Raw genomic sequence first — 21,254 nt, forward strand, 5'->3', positions numbered from 1 at the left:
ACTATTCTTCTGAGTAATAAATCATTATAGCTAAACATTCAAGCAATGATTTTGTAAACATTTAACCATAATAAATTAATTAGCTAGAAGTTCTGGAAGATTGAATCCAAGAATATCCCGGAAAGGTAACCATGATTATGATCAATTCCGGAGTTGCTCAAAAAACTTATTTGCAGAAAATAAAAATTAAAAGCTAGTCTTACAAAACGATTAATAAGTACTATTGTAATTTTGAATAAATTGCTGAATGTTTGATGGATTCCATAAACTTGAAAATTAAATAATGAGAAATAATATTTGTCTGAAAACCTGCTATTTTAGTGCCTTTATAATTGTTTTTTCGGGGATCATTTTTTCTTGTTCGACAGCAAGATTTTCACAGAATAAAATTCCGTATAAGACAGACTCTCTATATGTTGAAATTGAGAAATTAGGACAAGAACTTACTTTAAAGAATAAAGTTCCCGGAGTAGCAGTAGCCGTGATCCGTGATGGAAAAATCGCCTGGATAGTTGTGAATACACGATAGCAAGTATGATACATTTTTTACCATTTATAGTTGGCCTATTATTGTGTTTGAAAATAACTAATTAAGGATAAATTTACATTTACATAAAAAATCCCTAGTAACAATCAGACATTAAATGCTATACTAAAATCTTATTTTAGGATAATTTACAAATTTGAAAGAAAATGACTTTCTGTGATCTTTAGGATTTATTAAAAGATATATATATATGAAAAATATTCGAACGCTAATTTAGCGTCGACATTTTTTCATCATTTGTGTTTTTTAGTCTCTCAATCGAGAGACTTTTATTTTATCTCAGTTTGTTATTTTAATAGATTAGTTTTCCGTTGATGTAAAATTAAAAACCAAAATAAATTTCATAAAACGATTATCTTGTCAAAATTAGCTGTGATTAAAAATAATCAGCTGGCGAGTTTCAGGAGACTGGATCCGTAAATATCCGAAATAATGATAATTACTTATCTTCTACTTTTTAAAAAATTTTTAATGACTACACTATTGATTCTTTATTAAAATCTAAGTAACCAGTTATGATGCAGAAGGATAAATATTTATTAGAATTTATCAAAATAAAAAGTTCAAAATGTGGTGACACGTATATATGCAAAGGAAATTCAATTCCTGGTTCATATATATTAGGTCATTTTTTAACCATTTTATCTGATAGAGAACCACATTACTTGCTAGAGGAAATACAATTAGCAATGAATAATAGGCAATATGAGGAGTATTACTCTCCAGATGGAGCTATACACATCACAATTAAAATAATTCCACCAAATATAGAGATTGATGATTTTAAAATGAAACTCTCAGAAATGAAATAATTACTGGATGAATGGATCTATTTTGTTAAGAGTTAATCTATCAATTATAGATCTCACAAAACGATTGCTTATATATCTCTTAAACGATATTTTTTAAAATTCGATTTTTATCTTAATAAATACTGAACTAACAACTTAATTAATTTAATGTTTCCAGATAATCAATCATTTCGGGATAAAAATCTGATATACTTTTGTATTTGCTTTTGTTTTGACTGTATTTATTGAAAAACAAATTAATTTTTTTAAAGTATTTAAAATGTTTTGACTGATTTTCGACTTCCTTTAATTCTGCTGCTGGACCATATTTTTCACCCATTATTTTCGATACGCAGACCCTGACGATTAATTCGTCAAGTTCATTTTCCCATTCTCTTTCTTTAAGCTGTTCCCCTTGTGCTGTAACTAAAAAAATGTTCTTTATCTTACTCAATCTTTCCTTATATAACGGAATAAAATCACGAAGATATAAATGAGAGACTTCGTGAATTACTACATTAGATAATGGTATGAAGGTTACCTTCGAATCATTAGTCTGAACAATATTTTTATCTTTCAGATAGGCGAGCTTAAATAATTTTTTTCCTCGGAAGCTTTTATCATCAATTGAAATGGCATTATTGCCCAAGTTGTTTAAAATATCTATAAAAATGATGATTTCTCCTTTGGTGGGTTTATTATAATATTTCTCAACATCATCTAACAGGTCGCTTGCAATAATTTTATCTCTAGCAAATTCTATAATTTCGGCGTAATCTGTCTTATGAGCTTTTAAGAATTCATCTACTTTACAATCTCTATAAAAAGCATTAAATTTTTCTAAAAAAATATTAATTTCTGAGCTGCGCAATTGATTATCTGAGTATGGGATTTTTAATTTGAATGGATATTTATCAGATAGATACAAACCTATACTCGAAAGATCATAGCCGTCCCATACTTTAAGATTTCTGTACCAATCTATTGCTTTATGATTTTTACAATCTGCAAAGTACTGATTGAACTGTTTGTAATAAATTGATGGAGTAGGCTTGGTATCTAGAGTATCCATTGTTGCCAAAGTATAGAAAATACTTATTGCTTCAATTCTATGATCAATTTTTACACTAATGTTTTTTTGACCAAACGAATTGATGTGGATCAGTAAAAAGAGGATTAATATCTTTTTCATGGCTATTTCCTGTAATAGATTATATTTTTAATTTATTTTCATCAGATGTTTTTAAATCATAAAATTTTAAAGCAGCTCCTACTATAAGACATTTTAGATAACTCTTTTATTACATAAGGTAGATTATATTTAATAAAAATCTGACAAAACATTAGTTCAGATATTTCTAATAATATCACCTTGTAAAAAACTCACCTTGATAAAAATAATAATCTAATAAGCTCCAGGGGTCTTGGATCGGATATATCCAGGATAGCACATAAAAATGGTTACCGGTTCCGGAGCTCTTAAAGATATATGGCTACAGGCATAAAAATTAAACACGAATCTCACAAAACAATGTTTAAAACAAGTAGGCTGTCTTTTATGAACAGCCTTCTTTTCGATTATAACTTAAATAACTACTTTTCGAGATCTATAAACTCTATTTTTTTGCATAATTAATAAACCCACCATCGACAACGAGTTCTGTCCCCGTAATAAAACTTGCATGGTCTGAAGCTAAAAATAATATTGCTTTTGCGATCTCGTCTGGTTCAGCCAATCTTTGCAATGCGGTTGAAGATGCAAAATGATCAAGTAATTGTTCGGACGCAGCTGATAATACTAATTCTGTAGCGACTGGACCTGGACTGACAATGTTAACACGAATTTTTCTACCTGCTAATTCGTTTGCGGCAACCTGAGCTATCTTATTTATCGCTGCTTTTGAGCCTGAGTATACGCTTGTATTAAGGGTAGCAAGACTTGCTGAACCTGAAGAAGTGAATATAACCGAAGAGCCATCAGCCAAATAGGGCAGCAACTTTTGCAAAGTAAAATAATGGCCTTTAACATTGGTGTTGAATTGCTGATCAAATTCTTCTTCAGTAGTTTCGGTAATTGGTTTAAGTGTTATTATGGCAGAATTTAATAAAAGTACATCTATACTGATGCCCGCTTCTGCGATGGCTTTTTCCAACGAAGCAACACCTGCCAGAGCGGAAGCATCAGCAACAATAGTTTTTAGATGAGGATTGTCAATCCGTTCAGCAGCTGCCTTCAAATTTTTTTCGTTTCTGCCGGTTATCCAGACATTTGCCCCAGCACTAATAAATTTTTTTGCAGTAGCAAATCCGATCCCGGTAGTGCCACCACAAATTACTACATTCTTTTTTGTAAAGTTCATTTTTTGAAATTTAATAGGTCAAAGGTATTTAAATGAAGTTATTTTAAGTTACTTTGTAATTAATAATAATGGTAACAAAAAAATAACTAAGTAATGTTATGATGCAATCAGAAGAAGACCAGGTATATGTACGTAAGCAAATATTGAGATCAATCCAAGACTCCATGTATGTGTTGGAAGGCAAATGGAAAGTTTCAATTATCTCTTCTCTCTGTTGTTTTAATAAAAGACGATTTACTGATATTTCAAATGATATCACAGGAATTTCAAATAGGATGTTAAGTAAGGAACTCAAAGAACTTGAGACGAATAATATAGTAAAGAGAAGTATCCTGGATACGCGACCAGTAACAGTGCAGTATGAGCTTACAGAACATGGCAGAACCCTTCAACCGATCATGAAAAATCTTGCAGAATGGGGATTGCTGCATCGCAATGAAATTATTGGTAATAGGCCAAGCAACCTATAAATATAATAAGATTTGTAGTGTAAATCGTATTAAAACACAGATACTTAAACTTAAAAAAGTAAGTATAGATGAATTAAAGCTAATTAATATATAATAGGAACTAATGGATCTGATCAATTAGTCTCAAAAAACGATAATCACTTATCTTCTACATTATTAAAAATTTTTAATTTTAATGACTATACAATTGATTCTTTATTAAAGTCTAAATAACCAGTTATGATGCAGAAGGATAAATATTTATTAGAATTTATCAAAATAAAAAGTTCAAAATATAGCGACACATATATATGCAAAGGAAATTCAATTCCTGGTTCATATATATTAGGTAATCTTTTTACCACTTTATCTGATAGAGAACCACATTACTTGTTAGAGGAAATACACTTAGCAATGAATAATGGGCAATATGGGGAGTATTACTCTCCAGATGGAGCTATACACATCACAATTAAAATAATTCCACCAAATATAGAGATTGATTATTTTAAAATAAAACTCTCAGAAATGAAACAATTACTACATGAATGGATTTATTTTGTTAAGAGTTAATCTATCAATTATAGATCTCACAAAACGATAATAAAATCAGTAGAATACTTATGGTGAATGATAATGATACCAAGCGTCTTTCAAGACTTACCGCAATCATAACACAGCTTCAGACAACAAGACTTGTTACAGCGACAAATTTAGCTGAAAAGTTTAGCGTAAGTGTAAGAACAATATACCGAGACATCAGAGCATTAGAGCAGGCAGGTGTTCCGATTTTGACGGAAGGTGGCAAAGGTTATTATATGATGGATGGCTATCGATTACCACCTCTCATGTTCACAGAAAAACAAGCAAATGCATTAATTCTTGCTGAACAATTGGTTTTGAAAAATAAAGATCAATCTTTTGTTAATGATTATTGCGATGCAATTGACAAAATAAAGGCAATATTAAAAGAATCTGCAAAAAGCAAGGCTAATTTATTGGGAGATCGAACCCGTTTTGATCAAAATATAAATAGGGAGCGGAGTAGTAATTTTATATCTGAATTACAATATGCGCTGACTAACTTTTTACTCATCAGTATCGACTACGTAAACAAAGATAATTTATCATCAAAACGTACTGTTGAGCCGTTTTCTTTAATCAGTACAACAGAAAACTGGTTACTTATTGCTTGGTGTCGGTCGAGAAAAGAATTTAGATATTTTCGATTAGACAGAATATCAAAAATGGAAGTGCTGGCAGAGAAATTTGAACCTCATAAAATGACTTTACAAGAATATTTTGATAAATTTTATTAGCTCACTTTAACCCCTGACATTAGGCTGTCACAACCCTACTTTATCTTTGCTCCAAGTTAATACGTAATAAATTTTCAAAATGGAAAAAAGAACAATTGACCCTTGGGTATGGGGTAAAAACACGAACTCAGCACAAGCTGTAGAAGTAAAGAATGCAGAAGGAACGCTTTACTGTTCAGGACAGGTTGCATTAGATGAAAATGGTGTTCCCAGTAGTGCGGATATGAGAAGCCAACTTATACAAACTATTGCTAATTTAGAACAACTCATCAGTGAATCTGGTTATGAATGTAAAAATATTGTTAGATTAAATGTGTACACAACCAACACTAATGATTTTTTCAACACTTGTATGGATGTTTATGTGCCATTTCTTATGAAATATGGAATACAACAAGCTACAACTTTACTGGAAGTGAAAGGACTTTTTGCAACTTTGACAGTTGAGCTTGAAGCAACGGTTGTAAAGTAGTTGCTTTAAGTTTAGATTGAGAAAATCATAGAAATCAAATGTCATTCAACTATTTAAAGTTAAGTGACTTTTTTATGAAAGAATAATTTGATTCGACTAAAGTTTGAGACTTAAAATGTGGAATTTATCTTTTAGGAGTAATATTTGTTTTAATAAACCCTAAAACTAAAAAATAATGAAAAGTAAATACTATGTTATTGTACGTTTTGAAATAGAAAGTAAGGATTTCGAAATCCTTTACTCGCTTATTAAAAGCTTTTTTAAAAAAGAAGTAAGTATAACTCCAGGCTTTCTATCTTCTCGTATTCTTAGCAACGAAGATAAATCCAAGATCGTTAACTACGCAATCTGGGAGTCGAAAGAGGCATTTGAAAAGTTTGCTGAAGAAACTGTCTCACAACCCGAAATTTCAAAAAAAATTGCATTGTTTAATCCGAGTAGAGAAACTTTTTTTGAAGTGGATTATTTTAACAATCCATATTAAATAATCACAAACGATTATATTTTAAATTCTTTTTCTGAAAACAAATATCAAATATATTGATTATGTAATGTATATAATTTAATTTTTAAGAGATATAATATTGAAGAAAAAAAATTGTTTAGATTACAGATAATATTTAAGTCTCACAAAACTATTCGATGAAAAATAAAAAGCTACTCTATATAACATCTTTTCTATTCTTAATAGTGTTTCTTTTGTGTTTTATTTTAATACAGATAGAAGTGAGAAATGTATATATTGATATTATTTACTCAGCGGTTATCTTATCAACTATGGTTACTATTGTAGCTTTATTTTTTAATCTAATACTAAATCTAATAGATAAATCTAAAAAAATGATCAAATGCAAGAAAAGCAAATACTTATAGATTATTTATCTCAAATTGGATTTTCAAATGAAAGTGCAACACTTTATGTAAATAGTTTATTAAAGAATCCGGAAGAATCTACAGGGCTTAAAATTGCAGCAATTCTAAATATTATAAAGTTTACTCTAAAGCTAAATACACCTGAACTCAAAACTTTAGAGTTAACGATTATCTTGTAAAAATTAACCGGGATAAAATTAATCAGCTGATTCGCCAGCAAAATAAAATTTAATTTTAGCCGTATAAATGACTTTACGAATATCATATTGTTTTGATTGACGCAATATGTAAATGTGGCAATCACTAGCAATATAATAAGACCATATGCAAATTAGAAAAGACACACCAGTTAAACTAAAAACTTTTTTAGGTACGGTGAAATCTTCAAAGAAAGTTGAAGAACGAGAAAATTATTGGAAATTAATCGGAGAACGAGGAAAAGTTATAGACGATACCGAAATTAATGATGGAAGAGTTCTAGTCTTATTTAGTAAAAATCTCAATGAATTCAAGGTTGAAAATCATAATCCTATCAAAAATTCTTTGTGGATTAAAAAGTCAGATTTGGAATTAGATCATTATTAAATATATGTTGCTGAAATAGAATTTACTGTACATTTATAAGGCATATTTGTCGCTAATTCGAGATCGTCTCACAAAACGATTGCTATTAATAGTAATACAGGCTGAGTAAATCAGCCTGCTTATTTATTCATTAAAAATTCTTGGAGAAAATAGCTATTTCATCTGCTTTATTACTTCTGCAAAAATACCATGTCGCCGTTTCGATTATAGACCATTATTTTAGCGATAAAATCTGCCCGCTCTTTTCCCTGAATCATTTCTATGATCTGAAGCGCAACATCAATTCCGGAAGTGATACCTGATCCGGTAATATATTTTCCATCATTTACGAACCTTACATTCTCTTTTACTTCTATCCCTTTAATCCCCTTCAGAGCAGAAATAGCGGCCGGATGCGTGGTGGCCTGCCTATTGTTGAGAAGACCCACATCAGCTAAGTATAAACTTCCTGTACATATGGATCCTGTCATTTTGGTATTTTTATTCTGAGTAATCATCCATTTATTTAAGGATGAATTGGTAATTGCAAGGTTACGTACAATATCCGGAGCGGCTCCCGGTACAAGCAAAATGTCTGTCTGCGGTGCGTCTTCGATGGAATATTGTGCTTTTATCTGCAAAATCTCTGATTCAGTCTTGATATTTCTGTCCGGTGTAGCAGAGATCAGGAAGATTTCAAAATTTCCACCCATCCGGTTCGCTTTGACGAAAACATCCAGGGGGCCACTGAGATCCTGTGCTTCTACTCCCTCATAGGCCAGGAATCCTACTTTTATTTTTTTCCCTTCTTCGAAATTCAGTTCTGTCTTTCCGGAACCCTGGGCACTGATATGGATTGATATCATCAGAGATGACAATAATAAGACGATTGTTTTAATTTCTAGTAATTTGTTCAGACTTTTTAAAAACATGATAAAGATTTATTAATACTTCCACAAATTTAGAAGCCTGGGCAAAAATTCACATTATACTTTTGCCGCGTTTTATTGTACTTTTAAAGCAGTGAACTTAGAAAAAATAATAAGGAAAGAAGTGATCAGACGTGCTTCAAATTTTATTTTTAAAGCATTTCTATTCGGAATGCCTGCGGTGTTTTACCGGTAAATTTTTTAAAGAATCTGTTAAAATAGCTATCGGTTTCAAAACCCAGCTCCCATGCTACTTCCTTCACAGTAACATCAGACCAGTACAGAAGTCTTTTTGCTTCTATTAACAATCTTTGATCAATCATTTCTTTCGGAGTATTACAGCCTGCCTTTTTTACGGTCTGTGTAAGAACTGCCGGTGTAATATTCAATGCATCGGCATAAAATTTCACCTGATGATTATCTCTATAATGCTTTTTTAAAAGCTTTTGAAAATCTTTAAAAACATCTTTATTCCCGGCATCTTTTAAATCAGAATTTTCAATCAATTTTGCACATTTGATAAGCAGTATATCCAACAGGCATTTAATGACTTCCGGATCCTTATCAGGCATTTTATAGTTTTGAATGATTAACTTTATATACTGGTCAAGATCATCCATATTACCGTCAGAAAGCTTTAAAGAAGTTTGGGTAAAAACAGTTTCCGTATGTAATCTTAATTTTTTATCCTGTCCATATAAAAATTCAGGAGAGAAAGCCATTGAAACGATCTTGCAATCTTTGAGATCGGTATGGATATGTATTTGTTCTACATTTAGGATTAAGATTGCCGGTGCGTGGATAAGATCATAGGTTACATCTACAAAATCAGGAACCTGGCCTTCGTAAAGAAAGCTAAGGCAATAATAATTGTGCCTGTGAGGACTGGTACTAGCTGGACGCGAAGGCTCTTTAAGGTCTTTACAATATAGAAAGAAATGATCCTGACCTTCTTTTGTAAAGTCAATATCGTATTGAGGAATTTTTATATTCATGGAAAATTAATTGGTCATAATACAGTTGTATTTTCTTCAGTGATGGATAGAATATTAATTTCAAATATTCCAAAGTGATTTGCAATTTTAGTATAGTCTCCTAAGTTAAGATAATTTTAATGAGATTTACGATCTGATGTCTGCCTTTCGATTAATAAATATCTGTGATCTATTTGTTTATAACCATAGAAAATAATTTCAGGTAATACCTATATGTTATCGGTTGCCTGATTTAATATATATATATATATATATATATATTATTTTCTGATTTAAGTTTGTTTTATCAATATTCTTACAAAATTTCTCCAAACTTTTACTATTTCTTTAAAATCTGCTGTAGGTATTGTGCCACCTGGTACAATATTAGGGTTTGCATTATATTTATCGACATCATGATAAAATTTAGTATCAGAATAACCTATTCGTATCATTTGTAATCCTTGTGTAGGAATAAAAAATCGTGTGATTGTGGGGTGGCAGCAAGTCTAAGATCAATTGCTGTTAATAGATCGTCACAGCTAGTTATACTTCTAAATTCAAAAAGAATAGCATTTAAAGATGGTCTAATCGAAGATATGAATTTAAATCCGTATTATGAATTTTTTTAATTCCAAAGCTTATTTGATAGTCTGTTATAATACTCATAATTTTTATATAATTTTTGGCCAACATGTTACTATTGCATTATGATAATCTAGATTTGCACCACCATTTCCTTCTCTAATACAACTAACCACCTCTTGATTATCACTCGTAATTCCTTTGTATTTATTAGCTTCCCAATATAAAAAATTATTAGGTAGAAAATAATCTCAAAAATGAATGCTTTTTCTACAATCGAAGTGGCAATTAATTGGCATCTAAAAATAAAAAACCTGTAAATTATCAATTTACAGGTTTTTATGTGGAGTTGGAGGATGTCGAATGATTTCTGATTATCAATTTGTTGTGTTTAAATTTAAACTTTGCTACCACCTTTGCTACCACCAAATAAGTGAAAAAATATTGAAAGACCAGCAAATCTTGAATTCAATTTTTCGTAGTGCCAATCTTGTAGAACACGTATAGTTTAAATTTAAATGATTGATTAAAAAATCATAAAGTTTTTAATGAAAAGTTATTTTAAATATCCATCAAATGAATAGTTTCATTATAGTTAGTTCTCAATAAAGATTCAACATACATTTTACTCCAAAATGGATGTATTATTAAAGTAGATTTTCCTTCAGCTGACTCTATACTGTATAAATTGTTTCTTCTAACCAATCTACTTGAATATTTATTCGCAATTAATTTTCCGAGATAATCATCAAAAAAATGGTGCCAATAATTTTGACTGTAATTAAGGTTTACTAAATTATTATTACTTAATTGAGCTAGATCTAATGCGAATCTCCAATTCAACATAAAATGGTGATTCTGATTATAATATTCTCTTAAACAATCGTAACATGACGTGAAGCAATCATTACTATGTGATTCTTTTAGAAGGCTATTGAAAATATTACCGTCTGGAAGTAGGTTATTTATAAAAACCTTTTGTGATATTTCGGGATCTGATTTTCCATTCAGATAATTTGTATAACCAGCTCCGTTGTCTGCTGTTTCTACAATAAATATTTCATGAGAATTTGTATCAGGAGAAATTCTGTAGCCAAGATTAAATTCGGAATTTTCAATATCTAACTCCTCGCAAATGGATTTTCGAACCAAATATCCCCATGAAAGAAAGATTGCCTTTTGATAAATATCCTTTGGATTTAGATCAAGCTCGGAAGGAATTTCTATAAGTTGTAAAGCTAAAACTCCTGTTTTTTGGGTTGCTAATAAGGCATAGTTATCTTCATTATCAACTTGAGTTTTTATATCCGCTAATAGATCTTTTACAACCCACCTTTGTGTATTTCTGATATTACCCAACTTAAATAGATCTCCATTGTTATCATTTATTTGATGGACAATACCTTCATCAGGAATAATGTTCGAAGAAATTAAAATATTATTTATTGATTCTTTACAATTGAGATTAGAATTTGGATCTAAGCATACTTCACCAGCTCTCGAATTGAATTCAAATCTACCATCAAAATCTTTGAAGGGGACAGTTTCATCTACACAATATCCTTTTGGAGAAATAACTTTTAGATCTTCTAATACATTTTTACATTGAATACACTTACCATTTATTGGTTTCTCAGAATAAATTGTTTTACAATCAATACATCGACTAACTCCAATTCTTATACTATGTGATAAATCATCTTCAACAACCGAATTAAACTTTGTCTTATATGACACTATCCCTACACTTTTTAAGATACGCTTGTCTTTAACAATCTCACTACCTGGTGCAAATTCGGAAATTGATAAACTTAGATTTCTAGAGACTGTATTTTCCGCAGGTAATTTATTTGGCTTTTTTTCATATAGGGATCTAACCTGTGTTGGGAAACCAAACATTGGTAAAATCCCTGCATTTGCTAGTTTTTCACTTAAATCTTCTTGAGGAAAATCGATCTCATTACTACAAATATTATCTATTTTTTCCGGAAGTGTTTTGATAAAGTTTTCATAAATTTCTTTTGAAGTATACGGAATTTTTGACCCCTCTATAAAAAAAGTAATGACTTCTAGAATGCTATTTTCATTTTTCGATATATACTCTGTTATTTTTGTGTTGTTATTCTTCCAATCCCAATCTTTACCGAAATTACCGTGAACATTGCTGGATCTTACATCCAACTCTTTAAACGCACGATGTAAAACTTCTTTATTAATAAATCTCAAAAGGATTTGTTCTCTACTCATCTCTAAATACGGATCTGATGGGGTAGACGAAACCATTCTGTGTGACTCGTTGTAGTGTGTCTGATCATGAGAATTTCCTTTTGCGATTGTCAATGCGATTGAAACAGGACTACCCCGACGCCCAGCTCTTCCTACTCGTTGTTGATAATTGAATCTTTGAGGTGGAACATTTCCCATCATAACTGCGGTTAACGATCCAATATCTACACCAGCTTCCATAGTAGTTGTTACACTTAGTAAATCGATTTCTTCAACTAATTTATTTTCAGATTTTAAAAATCTGCCTTGAAATAGTCTTTGTCGCCGTCTTCCTTCATTTGAGTCAGTTTGTCCAGATAGTTCTTCACAATGAAGTCTCCTGTAATCATAATCAATGTCACTTACTAAATGTAAGTAGTAGTTCCTGTCTAAAATATTTTTTATTTCAAATGATTCAGCTTTAATTAATGTATTATTACAACAGTTAGTACAAACATTTTCAAAATTAATAAGTTGGATGTTATTACAAGTAGTACATCTAAATGTAACTGTAGATTCATTATTTAGGACAAAATTCAAGTTTTGCCCGGTTAAAACAAAATTATCTAATCTATTCAATTTGTTATCCTTTAGTAATTCTAAAAAATCAGATTTAAACGGATTTTTATAACCATTGAATTTTAAACAAGCTCTCGCATATTTCCAAACTTTTTGTGGTAAGGATGTAAAGTTAGAAGAAGTACTTGTTTCAATACGATATGCTTCACCAAGTAATTTAATACAATTGATAATAAACTCATCAGAATACTTTGGATGGGATTTGAATATTGGTTTGACAAAACCTATGTTTAGCGATTCAAAAGATCTTCTGTTTCCAGAGAGCAAACTAATTATAATTTCATCACCTAATGACTTTTTAATGTTTGCGAATAAACTCTTATCTACAAACTCTTTAAAAAAATTCACTGAGAAATCTGCTTCATTGTACCAAGGAATTTCGTTGGAAGTGCGAGTTAACGAATCTTTTGGACCACCAGGATTAACACCTTTTTGAAGTAATTCGTAAGCAAGTTTTTCTACCAAAGTTGCTATTGATGTACCACTTTTTTGCTCAATAGAAATGTCATTTTTAATTTTCTTTTCTTGTTCTATATTAGTTTCGTCATCTAAGTAATCTGAAATCCTGTCGAATATTTTACCGATATTTGAATATTCACGAGAAATTTTACGCAGATTTTTTTTATCATCTTTATCTATTGTGCCATTTAAGTACTCATATAGTAAATCGTAAATTGAAGTGTCATCACCAATTTTTTTAAGTAATAATGATCTGACTAAATCTTTATAATGATCTAACTCTATTCCAGCAGATAATTTTGCGGCAGATTGTCTACTATCTGAAAACAGTACTAATTTCGCATTATCTGGGTTTTTTTTTACTAATCCCCGCATTAAACTATCTGCCATTAATTGATTAATTTTCTGAACACCAGTATAATGTCTGTGAATTGGAGTTAATGAGTTTTCATCAACCTTATCTTGTCTCACATTTGCACCACAACAAACACATGTGTTGGGATATTTTCCTTTATAAGTGGAATCTACCTTAAAAACCAGAGCATTTGAGTCTAATCTAGAGTAATCCCATTCATTCTTATCATAATAGATTTTGCCTAATTTCCAATTCTCAATTTCATTTATATCGTCTTCCTTAATCTTATTATGGACATTATTGTATATAACTCTATTAACAAAATTTTCTTTTTCGATAGATGTATCTTGAAGTAATTTATATTTTTTATCAATTTTAATATCCGTTTTATTCAACCAAGAATTTAAAAATATTTCACCGCATTGGCGACAGTTTAATAATTCGAGTATTGCAGAACCACAAGCACACTTAGATTGAGGTCTCTTATATAATTTTCCAATATTACGATCAAGAAACCTAAATTCACTACTGACTTCTGAACAGTTTGGATTTGAACAAGCCCATAGACCATCAATATTTCTAAAAAATAAGTGTGCTCTAATTGGTTGTAAAGTATTGTTATTTCCATCTTTCAAAATTGTTAATGATTCTAGAATGTTTTCTAAAGCAAATAGGGAATCTTGTAAATTGTCATTAGGAAACAGTTTTTGAGCAATTTTATCGGCTTCTGTTGGTGTTTTCAAAATAAACCGTAACCTCTTTAATAATTTATACTTTTCGAAAATTACATTCAAACTATCAACGTTCAAGTTTTGTAATTCGTGAAAATCTTTTGCAATAATTTCAGGTAAAATCTCTTCATCGAAATCTTTCTTTCCATCTTTAACGATTGTAAATCTGTCATCTACCTCATTTTCTTCTATGCCGAAAAATCCGGAAATAAATTTTTTTACTCTAGGTGTATCCTGCATAGATGCACTCGAACATAAAAACTGTATTTGTTTTGAATTAGGGCTTAATCCTAAACGATTCAACAATAATCTTAATAAATAGGCTACTTCAGTTCCACTAGTTCCCCTATAAGAATGGAGTTCGTCAACTACTAAATGAAACACATTCTCTTCTGATTGTTGTAACCATTTTTTTGTTTCATTAAAGATATTTTCCTCATCTTTTCTCATGAGAATTATATTCAACATACTATAATTAGTTATGAAAATATCTGGTGGGCTGTCTTGAATTGACCATCTATCGCATAACTCAATTTCAGGTTTGTCTCTGTTTGGAATATCAAGTAAGTAATCGGAAGAAATATTTTCATCTTCAGCCATTAATTCCTTTAATGAATTCCATTCCTTATCTAGCTCTTTTAGATTTTTCTTATTTTTTTCAATAGTTTTAGAATTTGTTCGATCTCCAGATGTTGGGGTTGATCCTGTATATCTTGCAAAGGTTATATAATCCTTATCCAAATTACTGTCAAACCATGATATCACTTCTGTAGTAGATAGTGATCGGCGTAATCTTCTCATTTGGTCTTCAGCCAGCGCATTTAGAGGATATAAAATAAGTCCTCTTATTGCATTTGATGAATTGTGGTTCGAATTTTTATTTTTTATTTTTTCCTCTAGGATATCATACAATAGAGGAAACAAAAAACATTCAGTTTTTCCAGATCCTGTTCCTGTTGTAACAATTAGATTTTTCCTATCCACAACAGCAGTTTTCAGTGATTCGTATTGATGAGAATACAACTTACTTTTAATACCATTGTAATTAGGGAAAAGACCTTGTTCAGCAAAATCGGCAAATGTAGCGTCTATTTTGAGTTCGTGACAGATATTCAGAATAGTATCATATTCATTGTATTTGGGAGTAAATTCAATTATTGGATGTTTGGTAATTGTATCGTCAATACTAAACAACAAATTCCTTTCATCTTCTATCTTTTTATTGCTGAAAAACAAGCTTGTATCAATATATTTTTGATAGGCTTCCCTTAAATCCGTCCAAACATTAAATAAATTTTCTCTCATACTAATTCATAATTTAGTTTTAGTCTCTTTATGATGTGCACAAATTGTTTTTTGTGAATTTTAAATTTTCTCTTTTCAGGAAATTTTCCTGTGTTAAGAATATGTATTAATAAAACCGTTTTGAAAAAAAAGTTTGGATAATTAAAATAAGGGTCTAAAATTAATTCGCCATTGTTTTCAACATACTTTAAGTAAACTTTGTTTGAGTTTGATAAAATGATCATTCTGACTTTTTCCTGTTCTTCTAAATTGATTTTGTAATACTTAATTCCCCATTTAAAAATATACTTGTAATAATTATCATTGAAAGGATATATTTTGTACAGAGAGTAACCGTCACTGTAGGTGTTAGATTTACACCATTGGTTTTTTATAAAATCGTATTCTTCTAATGATCTAAAATTATGAGCCTGATCTTCGGACATATTTTCCCAATATGATGTCATCTTTTTTAGGTCCGTAAATCTATTGGTATATAGATTAAAATTAAACTGATGCATCTCAATTCCTTCACTAAATAAAACTAAATTGTCTAGTTTAAAAATAGTTAATCCTAGTCTCTCACTTAGTAAATTTTCTTTATGTTTTAAGATATATGTATCTGGCAAATTGACTCCTAGTCCAATGTTTGTAACTGGATTTATAAATAATGTTGAAGCTGTTAAGGAATACTTATTCTCACCTACAGAATCTATAAGTCCATAATTCAAAAGATTATAAAGTGCATCCATCTTATTCTTATCCTCTGCAAAATCTGTTAAGTTAACCGATAAGATTCTTTTAATGGTATTGTATGATAAGACAGGGTTTCCTGTTTGATTCTGAAATATAAATGTATAGTATAGAACTTCTGTCATCTATCAAAAATAAAATTGTGAGTAATCCTTAACAGCACTTGTAATATCAATTTTTTCAAGATTGATACCATCAGAATTTTGAAAATCTATTTTTGAAATATCTGAAATTATGGGTAAAAATCTCCAATTCTTAAAGCTTGATTTATTAATTGGAAATCCAAAATCATCGATTTCTTCATCAGCCCTTACTAAAATAATATGTAAATTACTCGGGTATGGAATTCCAGTGCCAGGAAATACATTTCTTATTTTGTTTGAGAAATCTAAAATAGGTTTTCCATAACATTCAAAACTTGCAACATTAAAATCTTGTAGTATATAAAAATAATTTATATCAGGGTTTTTTGCAGATTTTTCAACAATTAGATCTAACCCATTTTCTTTCCAATATTTAAATTTCAACCAATCAGGCTCTGCATTTTGTAGTAGAGTTTCAGTTTTTCCTAAATGCGAAATCAGATTCAAAACAAAAATTGTGTTATTTGCGATGATAAATTTATTTTCCTTCAAAAGAAAAAGTGATTCTTGATATTCAAATTGATTTGGAATTTTAACTTTCCATTGATCATTTAAATCCTCATAAAAATCATCTAAATCATTATAAGCTGAAGCCCTCGAATTTGAAAATATCTCAAATGAATATTGATTAACCTGTTTGGAAATCTCAATATTATTTAAACCCGCTAATAGTTTTATATTTAAAATTAAATCCTCTTTTTTTTCTACAATTGACGAAAATTCATCACTCAATTCTTTTAGCTTTTTTTCTTTATCATCAACTAATTTAGTAACCTTTATAATATCTTGTTTTTTTAATTCTAATAAATCATCTTGCTGTTTTAGCTCTTGATTTATATTTTGTAAAGCTAAATTTTTGAAATCTTTTTTATACTCCTCTGTGATATCATTTATTACCTTATTCCATTGATCTTTTTTATTTAGTAGATTTTGAAGTTCTACTAGAGATAATTTGAGACGATCAATATAATTTGAAGCTCTGTTCAATCTAATAGCATCCAAATCTAAAGCTCCCTCATTCTTATCTTGAATTTCCTTACTAATTTTAATTAAGAGATTGAGATCTACTCGATCAATTTGTATTCGGTCTTTTAAAAAATCAACTAGTTGTTGAGTTGTACTACAATCAATTGCTTTAATTTTACTTTTGGGTTCAGTAATTAAATAACAAAATTCTAAATCCGTATCTTCAATCAATTCATCAATATTGTATTCAAATGAATAGGTATGTGTTCCTTTTGTTGGAATTAAACTGTTATTAGCAATTCTGAATGGTCCAAAAATATTCCTCTCGTCACATAGGTAAATTTGTGAAATATTGTATTTTAATAGAACTATTTCTGTAAGGAAATTCCATACTTGCTCCAAATCTATATATTCGTTTGAGATATATTCAGAAGGTATATCAATTACTGGTGTACCAACTTTTTTTACTGTAGAATGTGAAACATAAAAATTTCTTCCTTTATCTACATTAGGATTGATTTTTGGTTGGCTAATCTCAATAAGATCACCAATATCAGGGCTTGGAGTAGATTCATATATTTTATTAGAAAAAATCTTACAATCAGTTTCAATGTATTTAATAATATCTTCTTCCTTATTAATATTTACTCCGTTTCTAATCAAAGAAACTACTTTACAATTCCCACCACTACCATAACCTTTTTCGGACCTATCCAAAGTTATTGCATAAATTTTACTTATTTTTTCCATATGCGCCTTGGTTAATAGCTTTTAAAATAATATTATTTGATTTATTCTTTTTACCTGTATTAGCCTCTATCCAGTTCTTTATTGATAAGTCATCTGTAATTTCTATGTCCCTATTAATTACAAAAAATCCAGACATATCACCAAAATTGTTATCTCTTAGCTCTAGATTTTGTAGACTAAGTTTATTGTCTAAAATCGGTAAAGAGAATTTTATATCTGGTGTATCAATTATTTCAAATGAATAATTACTGAAACCTTTTACTTTTATTAAATAAGATCCTATTTCTAAAGGTTGGTTGTTTATAACCCGATTTGAATTGTGATATAGAGAATATGACTCATTATTTTGAGAAAATATAATTGGTGGTGCAATAACTAAATACTGTCTTTTTCTACTCACTTTAGTACCAACAATTTTTATAGGATAATTATTACCCTCAAATTGTTTTAAAAATTCTGGAACTTCATCCTTAAAATTTAAAAGGTAGGATGTAATATTGAAGTTTTCATCTCCGATTTTAATGCATAAATTATTCTCTTCAAATCTTTTTTTTAAATATTCGTTTTCAGTAATATTTTTCAGTAATATTATATATCGTGATCCCTTAGAAATTTTTTTAACTGATTTGAATTCATTTCTATAAATTTCATCCTCTTGAAAAAAAACAATTTTTTTGTTGTTGAAAACAATATTAATATTATATGTATTTTCAAGTTCTTCATTATAAACATCAAAAACTTCTTTATTCAGTTTTAAAAAGAATACCTGAGAAGAACTGTTTCTTTGTCTTTTTTCTAGCTCACCATCATTTTGAATCCATTGTTGTCCTATGTAATAATCAAAAATTTGCTTGAATTTAATATTTTGTTCCGATTCACTAAGTGATTTCTTATTATTAACACGGTGAAAGTAAAATTCAAATCGAGAAATATTATGATAATATTCTATTAGAAAGTCATCATAATGTATAACATCATATTCTTTAGAAATATATTCATAGAAAGGCTTATATTCTTTTAAGTCTTCATAATTTAACACCGATTGTGATAATGGATACTGAGTATTACGTCCAGTGTGAGTTTTTTTGAGGGGAAGAGCTATTTTTATGTTCTTTTCGTTAAAAAATGAATTTACTCGATTCCATATCACTTCTTGAACATTCATTTTATTGGTAAATTCTTCACTGAAAAATGAATTCAGTTTAATATCTGATTTTATACCAGTTAGTTTTATAAAACGATCACGAAAATTGGCCGCAGTAGTGATATGATCATTTTGCATAATAAATGCTGCGTGACATTGCAGTGCAATAAGACCTAAAAATTTAGGTATTCCTTTACTATTTCTACCCAAAAGATAAGACCAACTTTCACTATTTATTTCTCGAAAACAATTTACCTTAAGATTTTTAGATTGAATAAGAAAATCAATTTCACTTTTTGGGATTGTCAATGAATTGACTTGATTCGGAATTAAATATTCTAGATAATAATTGTAAACCCAATTATTGAATTCAGTGTAATTCATTAATTTATAATTTTTTACATTTAATTGACATAAAAATTAAATATACTATGTGTTTTAAAAAGAAAAAAATGGATAACCGTAATTTTTTTTACCAAAATACAAGTATAGAAAAGATTTTATCTTCATAAAAATCGAAAATGATTGAAAAATGATACGAAAAATTATCAATTGACATAGTTTCTTGTTGAAAACTGCAACTAAATAAATTCAGCACTATTTTAAGATTATTTATTTTCTGATTCTTAATTATATCCGTATGAGATATTATTTATGAATAGAGTATTTAATTAGGAGATGGATCTATTTTATTAAATCTTATATTTTGTGGTAGTGGTATTGAGTTGCTTTTATCCACCACTTTCGATCTCATTAAAGCTTTTTTATTAAAATGTCTAGATATGTTTTGAGATAAATCTTTAAAGTTATCTTGACCATTTTCTTTTTTATGGTAAAATATTTTAATTGATTTGCAGTTATTATGTTCAAAAACTGTATTTAAAAGTGTTCGATCTGATAAACCGCAAGAATGTCCCATAATGAATACTTGATATTCATTACTTTCAATCCAATTTAACAGTTTTTTATAGTTAGAATTATTTAGGTACATAAAAGATTTAATGTTTTCCAAATAATTATTATCATTCGCCTTTTCTAAAATTTTATAGTTATCGTCCATTTCATCTCCAAAACCAAAGTTTATTGAATTATTTTCATCGCCTAGTTTACCATGTATCTGCAATTGTGTTGAAATACCATATCTTAAACTTGGCATATTATTAAGTATTGATAGGTAGGAAAAAATTGTTGGTGTATAATTAAAATTTAAAAATAAATTTTCGTAAAGAATAGATGATTTTTGAGACTTTACACTAAACAGGGAATCGAACTCAATGAGTTTTTTTCTACAATCAGGTGGAAATTCAAAAAAATATGGATTATCTATGTTATCAATTTCATGAAGAGCTTTATATTTATATTCAAACAAATTGACAATTTCAGAATAGTTAGAAGGTTGGTTTTCGAAATCATAAAAATTTTGTACAGCTCCGGTTAAATAAAATTCAAGAAGTTTTCTTATTTCTTCAAATTCATTATTAAGCTTTTTAATATTCCCAATATACTTATACTTACTTTCGCCTTTGAGCATTGAAATTAGAACCTGATAGTATGTATTCTCAATATCTACCCAATTATCAGCATTCTGCACCGTAATTAATTCAAAAAATTGATTTTTATAGTCAAAATATACTTGATAAGTTGTATCATCAGGGTCGTAGGGATTAATTTCAATAATTTGAAAAGATTTACTTCCGTGGAATGTTTCTCTATAAGTATAATTTGCTGTGTTAAATTTATTTTTAACTTGATTACAGAAATCATTATAATCATTGAACTGCATTTTCAATCCTGTGTAAATATCAAACATAGGATTTTCCAATGTAAATAAATTTTTAATCATTGGAATTTTATCTAAATTATGAAAATTTCTCCAAATAAAATTTATAAAGGAACTGTATGAGGTTGGTAGAGAATGAGCTAAATCGAAGCCATTCCCTATAATTATGAGTCTATTCACGG

At 29.2% G+C, this 21,254-nt stretch carries 17 protein-coding genes; 8 read left to right on the plus strand and 9 right to left on the minus strand.

The annotated features are described in order from the left end of the window. The first annotated feature begins 1,062 nt into the window (after positions 1–1,062). Positions 1,063–1,359: a hypothetical protein gene (locus QE422_RS04895; RefSeq protein ID WP_307455562.1), complete on the plus strand. Its 297-nt coding sequence runs from the start codon at positions 1,063–1,065 to the stop codon at positions 1,357–1,359. A 139-nt stretch (positions 1,360–1,498) separates the two neighbouring features. Here the strand turns inward: QE422_RS04895 and QE422_RS04900 are convergent, their stop codons facing one another. After that, complete coding sequence (locus QE422_RS04900) at positions 1,499–2,530, minus strand: DUF4932 domain-containing protein (protein WP_307455563.1); 1,032 nt, start codon at positions 2,528–2,530, stop codon at positions 1,499–1,501. Positions 2,531–2,954: 424 nt separating this feature from the next. Beyond that, positions 2,955–3,698: an SDR family oxidoreductase gene (locus QE422_RS04905; protein ID WP_307455564.1), complete on the minus strand. Its 744-nt coding sequence runs from the start codon at positions 3,696–3,698 to the stop codon at positions 2,955–2,957. Positions 3,699–3,796: 98 nt separating this feature from the next. On the opposite strand from QE422_RS04905, the gene QE422_RS04910 reads away from it, so the two are divergent. The 7 genes from QE422_RS04910 (at position 3,797) to QE422_RS04940 (ending at position 7,396) form a co-directional block, all read left to right on the plus strand. Continuing rightward, a complete protein-coding gene (locus QE422_RS04910) occupies positions 3,797–4,168 on the plus strand; it encodes a helix-turn-helix domain-containing protein (protein WP_149247699.1) in 372 nt (123 codons plus the stop codon). A gap of 219 nt (positions 4,169–4,387) precedes the next feature. Then, entirely contained in the window at positions 4,388–4,720 is a 333-nt protein-coding gene (locus tag QE422_RS04915) for a hypothetical protein (protein ID WP_307455566.1), read from the plus strand. 53 nt (positions 4,721–4,773) lie between these two features. Then, positions 4,774–5,466: a YafY family protein gene (locus QE422_RS04920; RefSeq protein WP_307462286.1), complete on the plus strand. Its 693-nt coding sequence runs from the start codon at positions 4,774–4,776 to the stop codon at positions 5,464–5,466. A gap of 79 nt (positions 5,467–5,545) precedes the next feature. After that, positions 5,546–5,938: a RidA family protein gene (locus QE422_RS04925; protein ID WP_307455569.1), complete on the plus strand. Its 393-nt coding sequence runs from the start codon at positions 5,546–5,548 to the stop codon at positions 5,936–5,938. A gap of 175 nt (positions 5,939–6,113) precedes the next feature. After that, on the plus strand, positions 6,114–6,422 hold the full coding sequence (locus QE422_RS04930; protein WP_307455570.1) for an antibiotic biosynthesis monooxygenase: 309 nt from the start codon (positions 6,114–6,116) through the stop codon (positions 6,420–6,422). Positions 6,423–6,786: 364 nt separating this feature from the next. Then, on the plus strand, positions 6,787–6,990 hold the full coding sequence (locus tag QE422_RS04935; protein WP_307455572.1) for a hypothetical protein: 204 nt from the start codon (positions 6,787–6,789) through the stop codon (positions 6,988–6,990). Positions 6,991–7,135: 145 nt separating this feature from the next. Further along, positions 7,136–7,396, plus strand: a complete 261-nt coding sequence (locus QE422_RS04940) for a hypothetical protein (RefSeq protein WP_307455574.1) — start codon at positions 7,136–7,138, stop codon at positions 7,394–7,396. A 170-nt stretch (positions 7,397–7,566) separates the two neighbouring features. Here QE422_RS04940 and QE422_RS04945 read toward each other — a convergent pair whose 3' ends face one another. The 7 genes from QE422_RS04945 to QE422_RS04975 form a co-directional block, all read right to left on the minus strand. After that, positions 7,567–8,241 (minus strand): DJ-1/PfpI family protein, encoded by a 675-nt coding sequence (locus QE422_RS04945; RefSeq protein ID WP_307455575.1) that lies wholly within the window; start codon positions 8,239–8,241, stop codon positions 7,567–7,569. Between the two features lie 215 nt (positions 8,242–8,456). Then, complete coding sequence (locus QE422_RS04950; RefSeq protein ID WP_307455576.1) at positions 8,457–9,299, minus strand: helix-turn-helix domain-containing protein; 843 nt, start codon at positions 9,297–9,299, stop codon at positions 8,457–8,459. Between the two features lie 1,125 nt (positions 9,300–10,424). Then, the gene (locus QE422_RS04955; RefSeq protein WP_307455577.1) at positions 10,425–15,557 is read right to left on the minus strand and encodes a DEAD/DEAH box helicase; all 5,133 of its coding nucleotides are present in this window, start codon (positions 15,555–15,557) and stop codon (positions 10,425–10,427) included. Beyond that, the gene (locus QE422_RS04960; RefSeq protein ID WP_307455578.1) at positions 15,554–16,414 is read right to left on the minus strand and encodes a hypothetical protein; all 861 of its coding nucleotides are present in this window, start codon (positions 16,412–16,414) and stop codon (positions 15,554–15,556) included. Before QE422_RS04960 ends, QE422_RS04955 begins: the two co-directional genes overlap by 4 nt. Before the next feature lie 3 nt (positions 16,415–16,417). Further along, a complete protein-coding gene (locus QE422_RS04965) occupies positions 16,418–18,148 on the minus strand; it encodes a hypothetical protein (protein WP_307455579.1) in 1,731 nt (576 codons plus the stop codon). Next, positions 18,132–19,676, minus strand: coding sequence for a hypothetical protein (locus QE422_RS04970; protein ID WP_307455581.1), 1,545 nt, complete (start codon positions 19,674–19,676; stop codon positions 18,132–18,134). The genes QE422_RS04965 and QE422_RS04970 overlap by 17 nt, the downstream gene beginning before the upstream one ends. A 283-nt stretch (positions 19,677–19,959) precedes the next feature. Then, entirely contained in the window at positions 19,960–21,252 is a 1,293-nt protein-coding gene (locus QE422_RS04975) for an AbiH family protein (protein ID WP_307455583.1), read from the minus strand. Between the last annotated feature and the right edge of the window lie 2 nt (positions 21,253–21,254).

The organism is Chryseobacterium sp. SORGH_AS_0447, from assembly GCF_030818695.1.
GTDB lineage: Bacteria > Bacteroidota > Bacteroidia > Flavobacteriales > Weeksellaceae > Chryseobacterium.

Coding starts and splice junctions, on each gene's coding strand:
- QE422_RS04895 (WP_307455562.1), top strand. CDS start 1,063: ATGATGCAGAAGGATAAATATTTATTAGAATTTATCAAAATAAAAAGT.
- QE422_RS04900 (WP_307455563.1), bottom strand. CDS start 2,530: ATGAAAAAGATATTAATCCTCTTTTTACTGATCCACATCAATTCGTTT.
- QE422_RS04905 (WP_307455564.1), bottom strand. CDS start 3,698: ATGAACTTTACAAAAAAGAATGTAGTAATTTGTGGTGGCACTACCGGG.
- QE422_RS04910 (WP_149247699.1), top strand. CDS start 3,797: ATGATGCAATCAGAAGAAGACCAGGTATATGTACGTAAGCAAATATTG.
- QE422_RS04915 (WP_307455566.1), top strand. CDS start 4,388: ATGATGCAGAAGGATAAATATTTATTAGAATTTATCAAAATAAAAAGT.
- QE422_RS04925 (WP_307455569.1), top strand. CDS start 5,546: ATGGAAAAAAGAACAATTGACCCTTGGGTATGGGGTAAAAACACGAAC.
- QE422_RS04930 (WP_307455570.1), top strand. CDS start 6,114: ATGAAAAGTAAATACTATGTTATTGTACGTTTTGAAATAGAAAGTAAG.
- QE422_RS04935 (WP_307455572.1), top strand. CDS start 6,787: ATGCAAGAAAAGCAAATACTTATAGATTATTTATCTCAAATTGGATTT.
- QE422_RS04940 (WP_307455574.1), top strand. CDS start 7,136: ATGCAAATTAGAAAAGACACACCAGTTAAACTAAAAACTTTTTTAGGT.
- QE422_RS04945 (WP_307455575.1), bottom strand. CDS start 8,241: ATGATATCAATCCATATCAGTGCCCAGGGTTCCGGAAAGACAGAACTG.
- QE422_RS04950 (WP_307455576.1), bottom strand. CDS start 9,299: ATGAATATAAAAATTCCTCAATACGATATTGACTTTACAAAAGAAGGT.
- QE422_RS04955 (WP_307455577.1), bottom strand. CDS start 15,557: ATGAGAGAAAATTTATTTAATGTTTGGACGGATTTAAGGGAAGCCTAT.
- QE422_RS04960 (WP_307455578.1), bottom strand. CDS start 16,414: ATGACAGAAGTTCTATACTATACATTTATATTTCAGAATCAAACAGGA.
- QE422_RS04965 (WP_307455579.1), bottom strand. CDS start 18,148: ATGGAAAAAATAAGTAAAATTTATGCAATAACTTTGGATAGGTCCGAA.
- QE422_RS04970 (WP_307455581.1), bottom strand. CDS start 19,676: ATGAATTACACTGAATTCAATAATTGGGTTTACAATTATTATCTAGAA.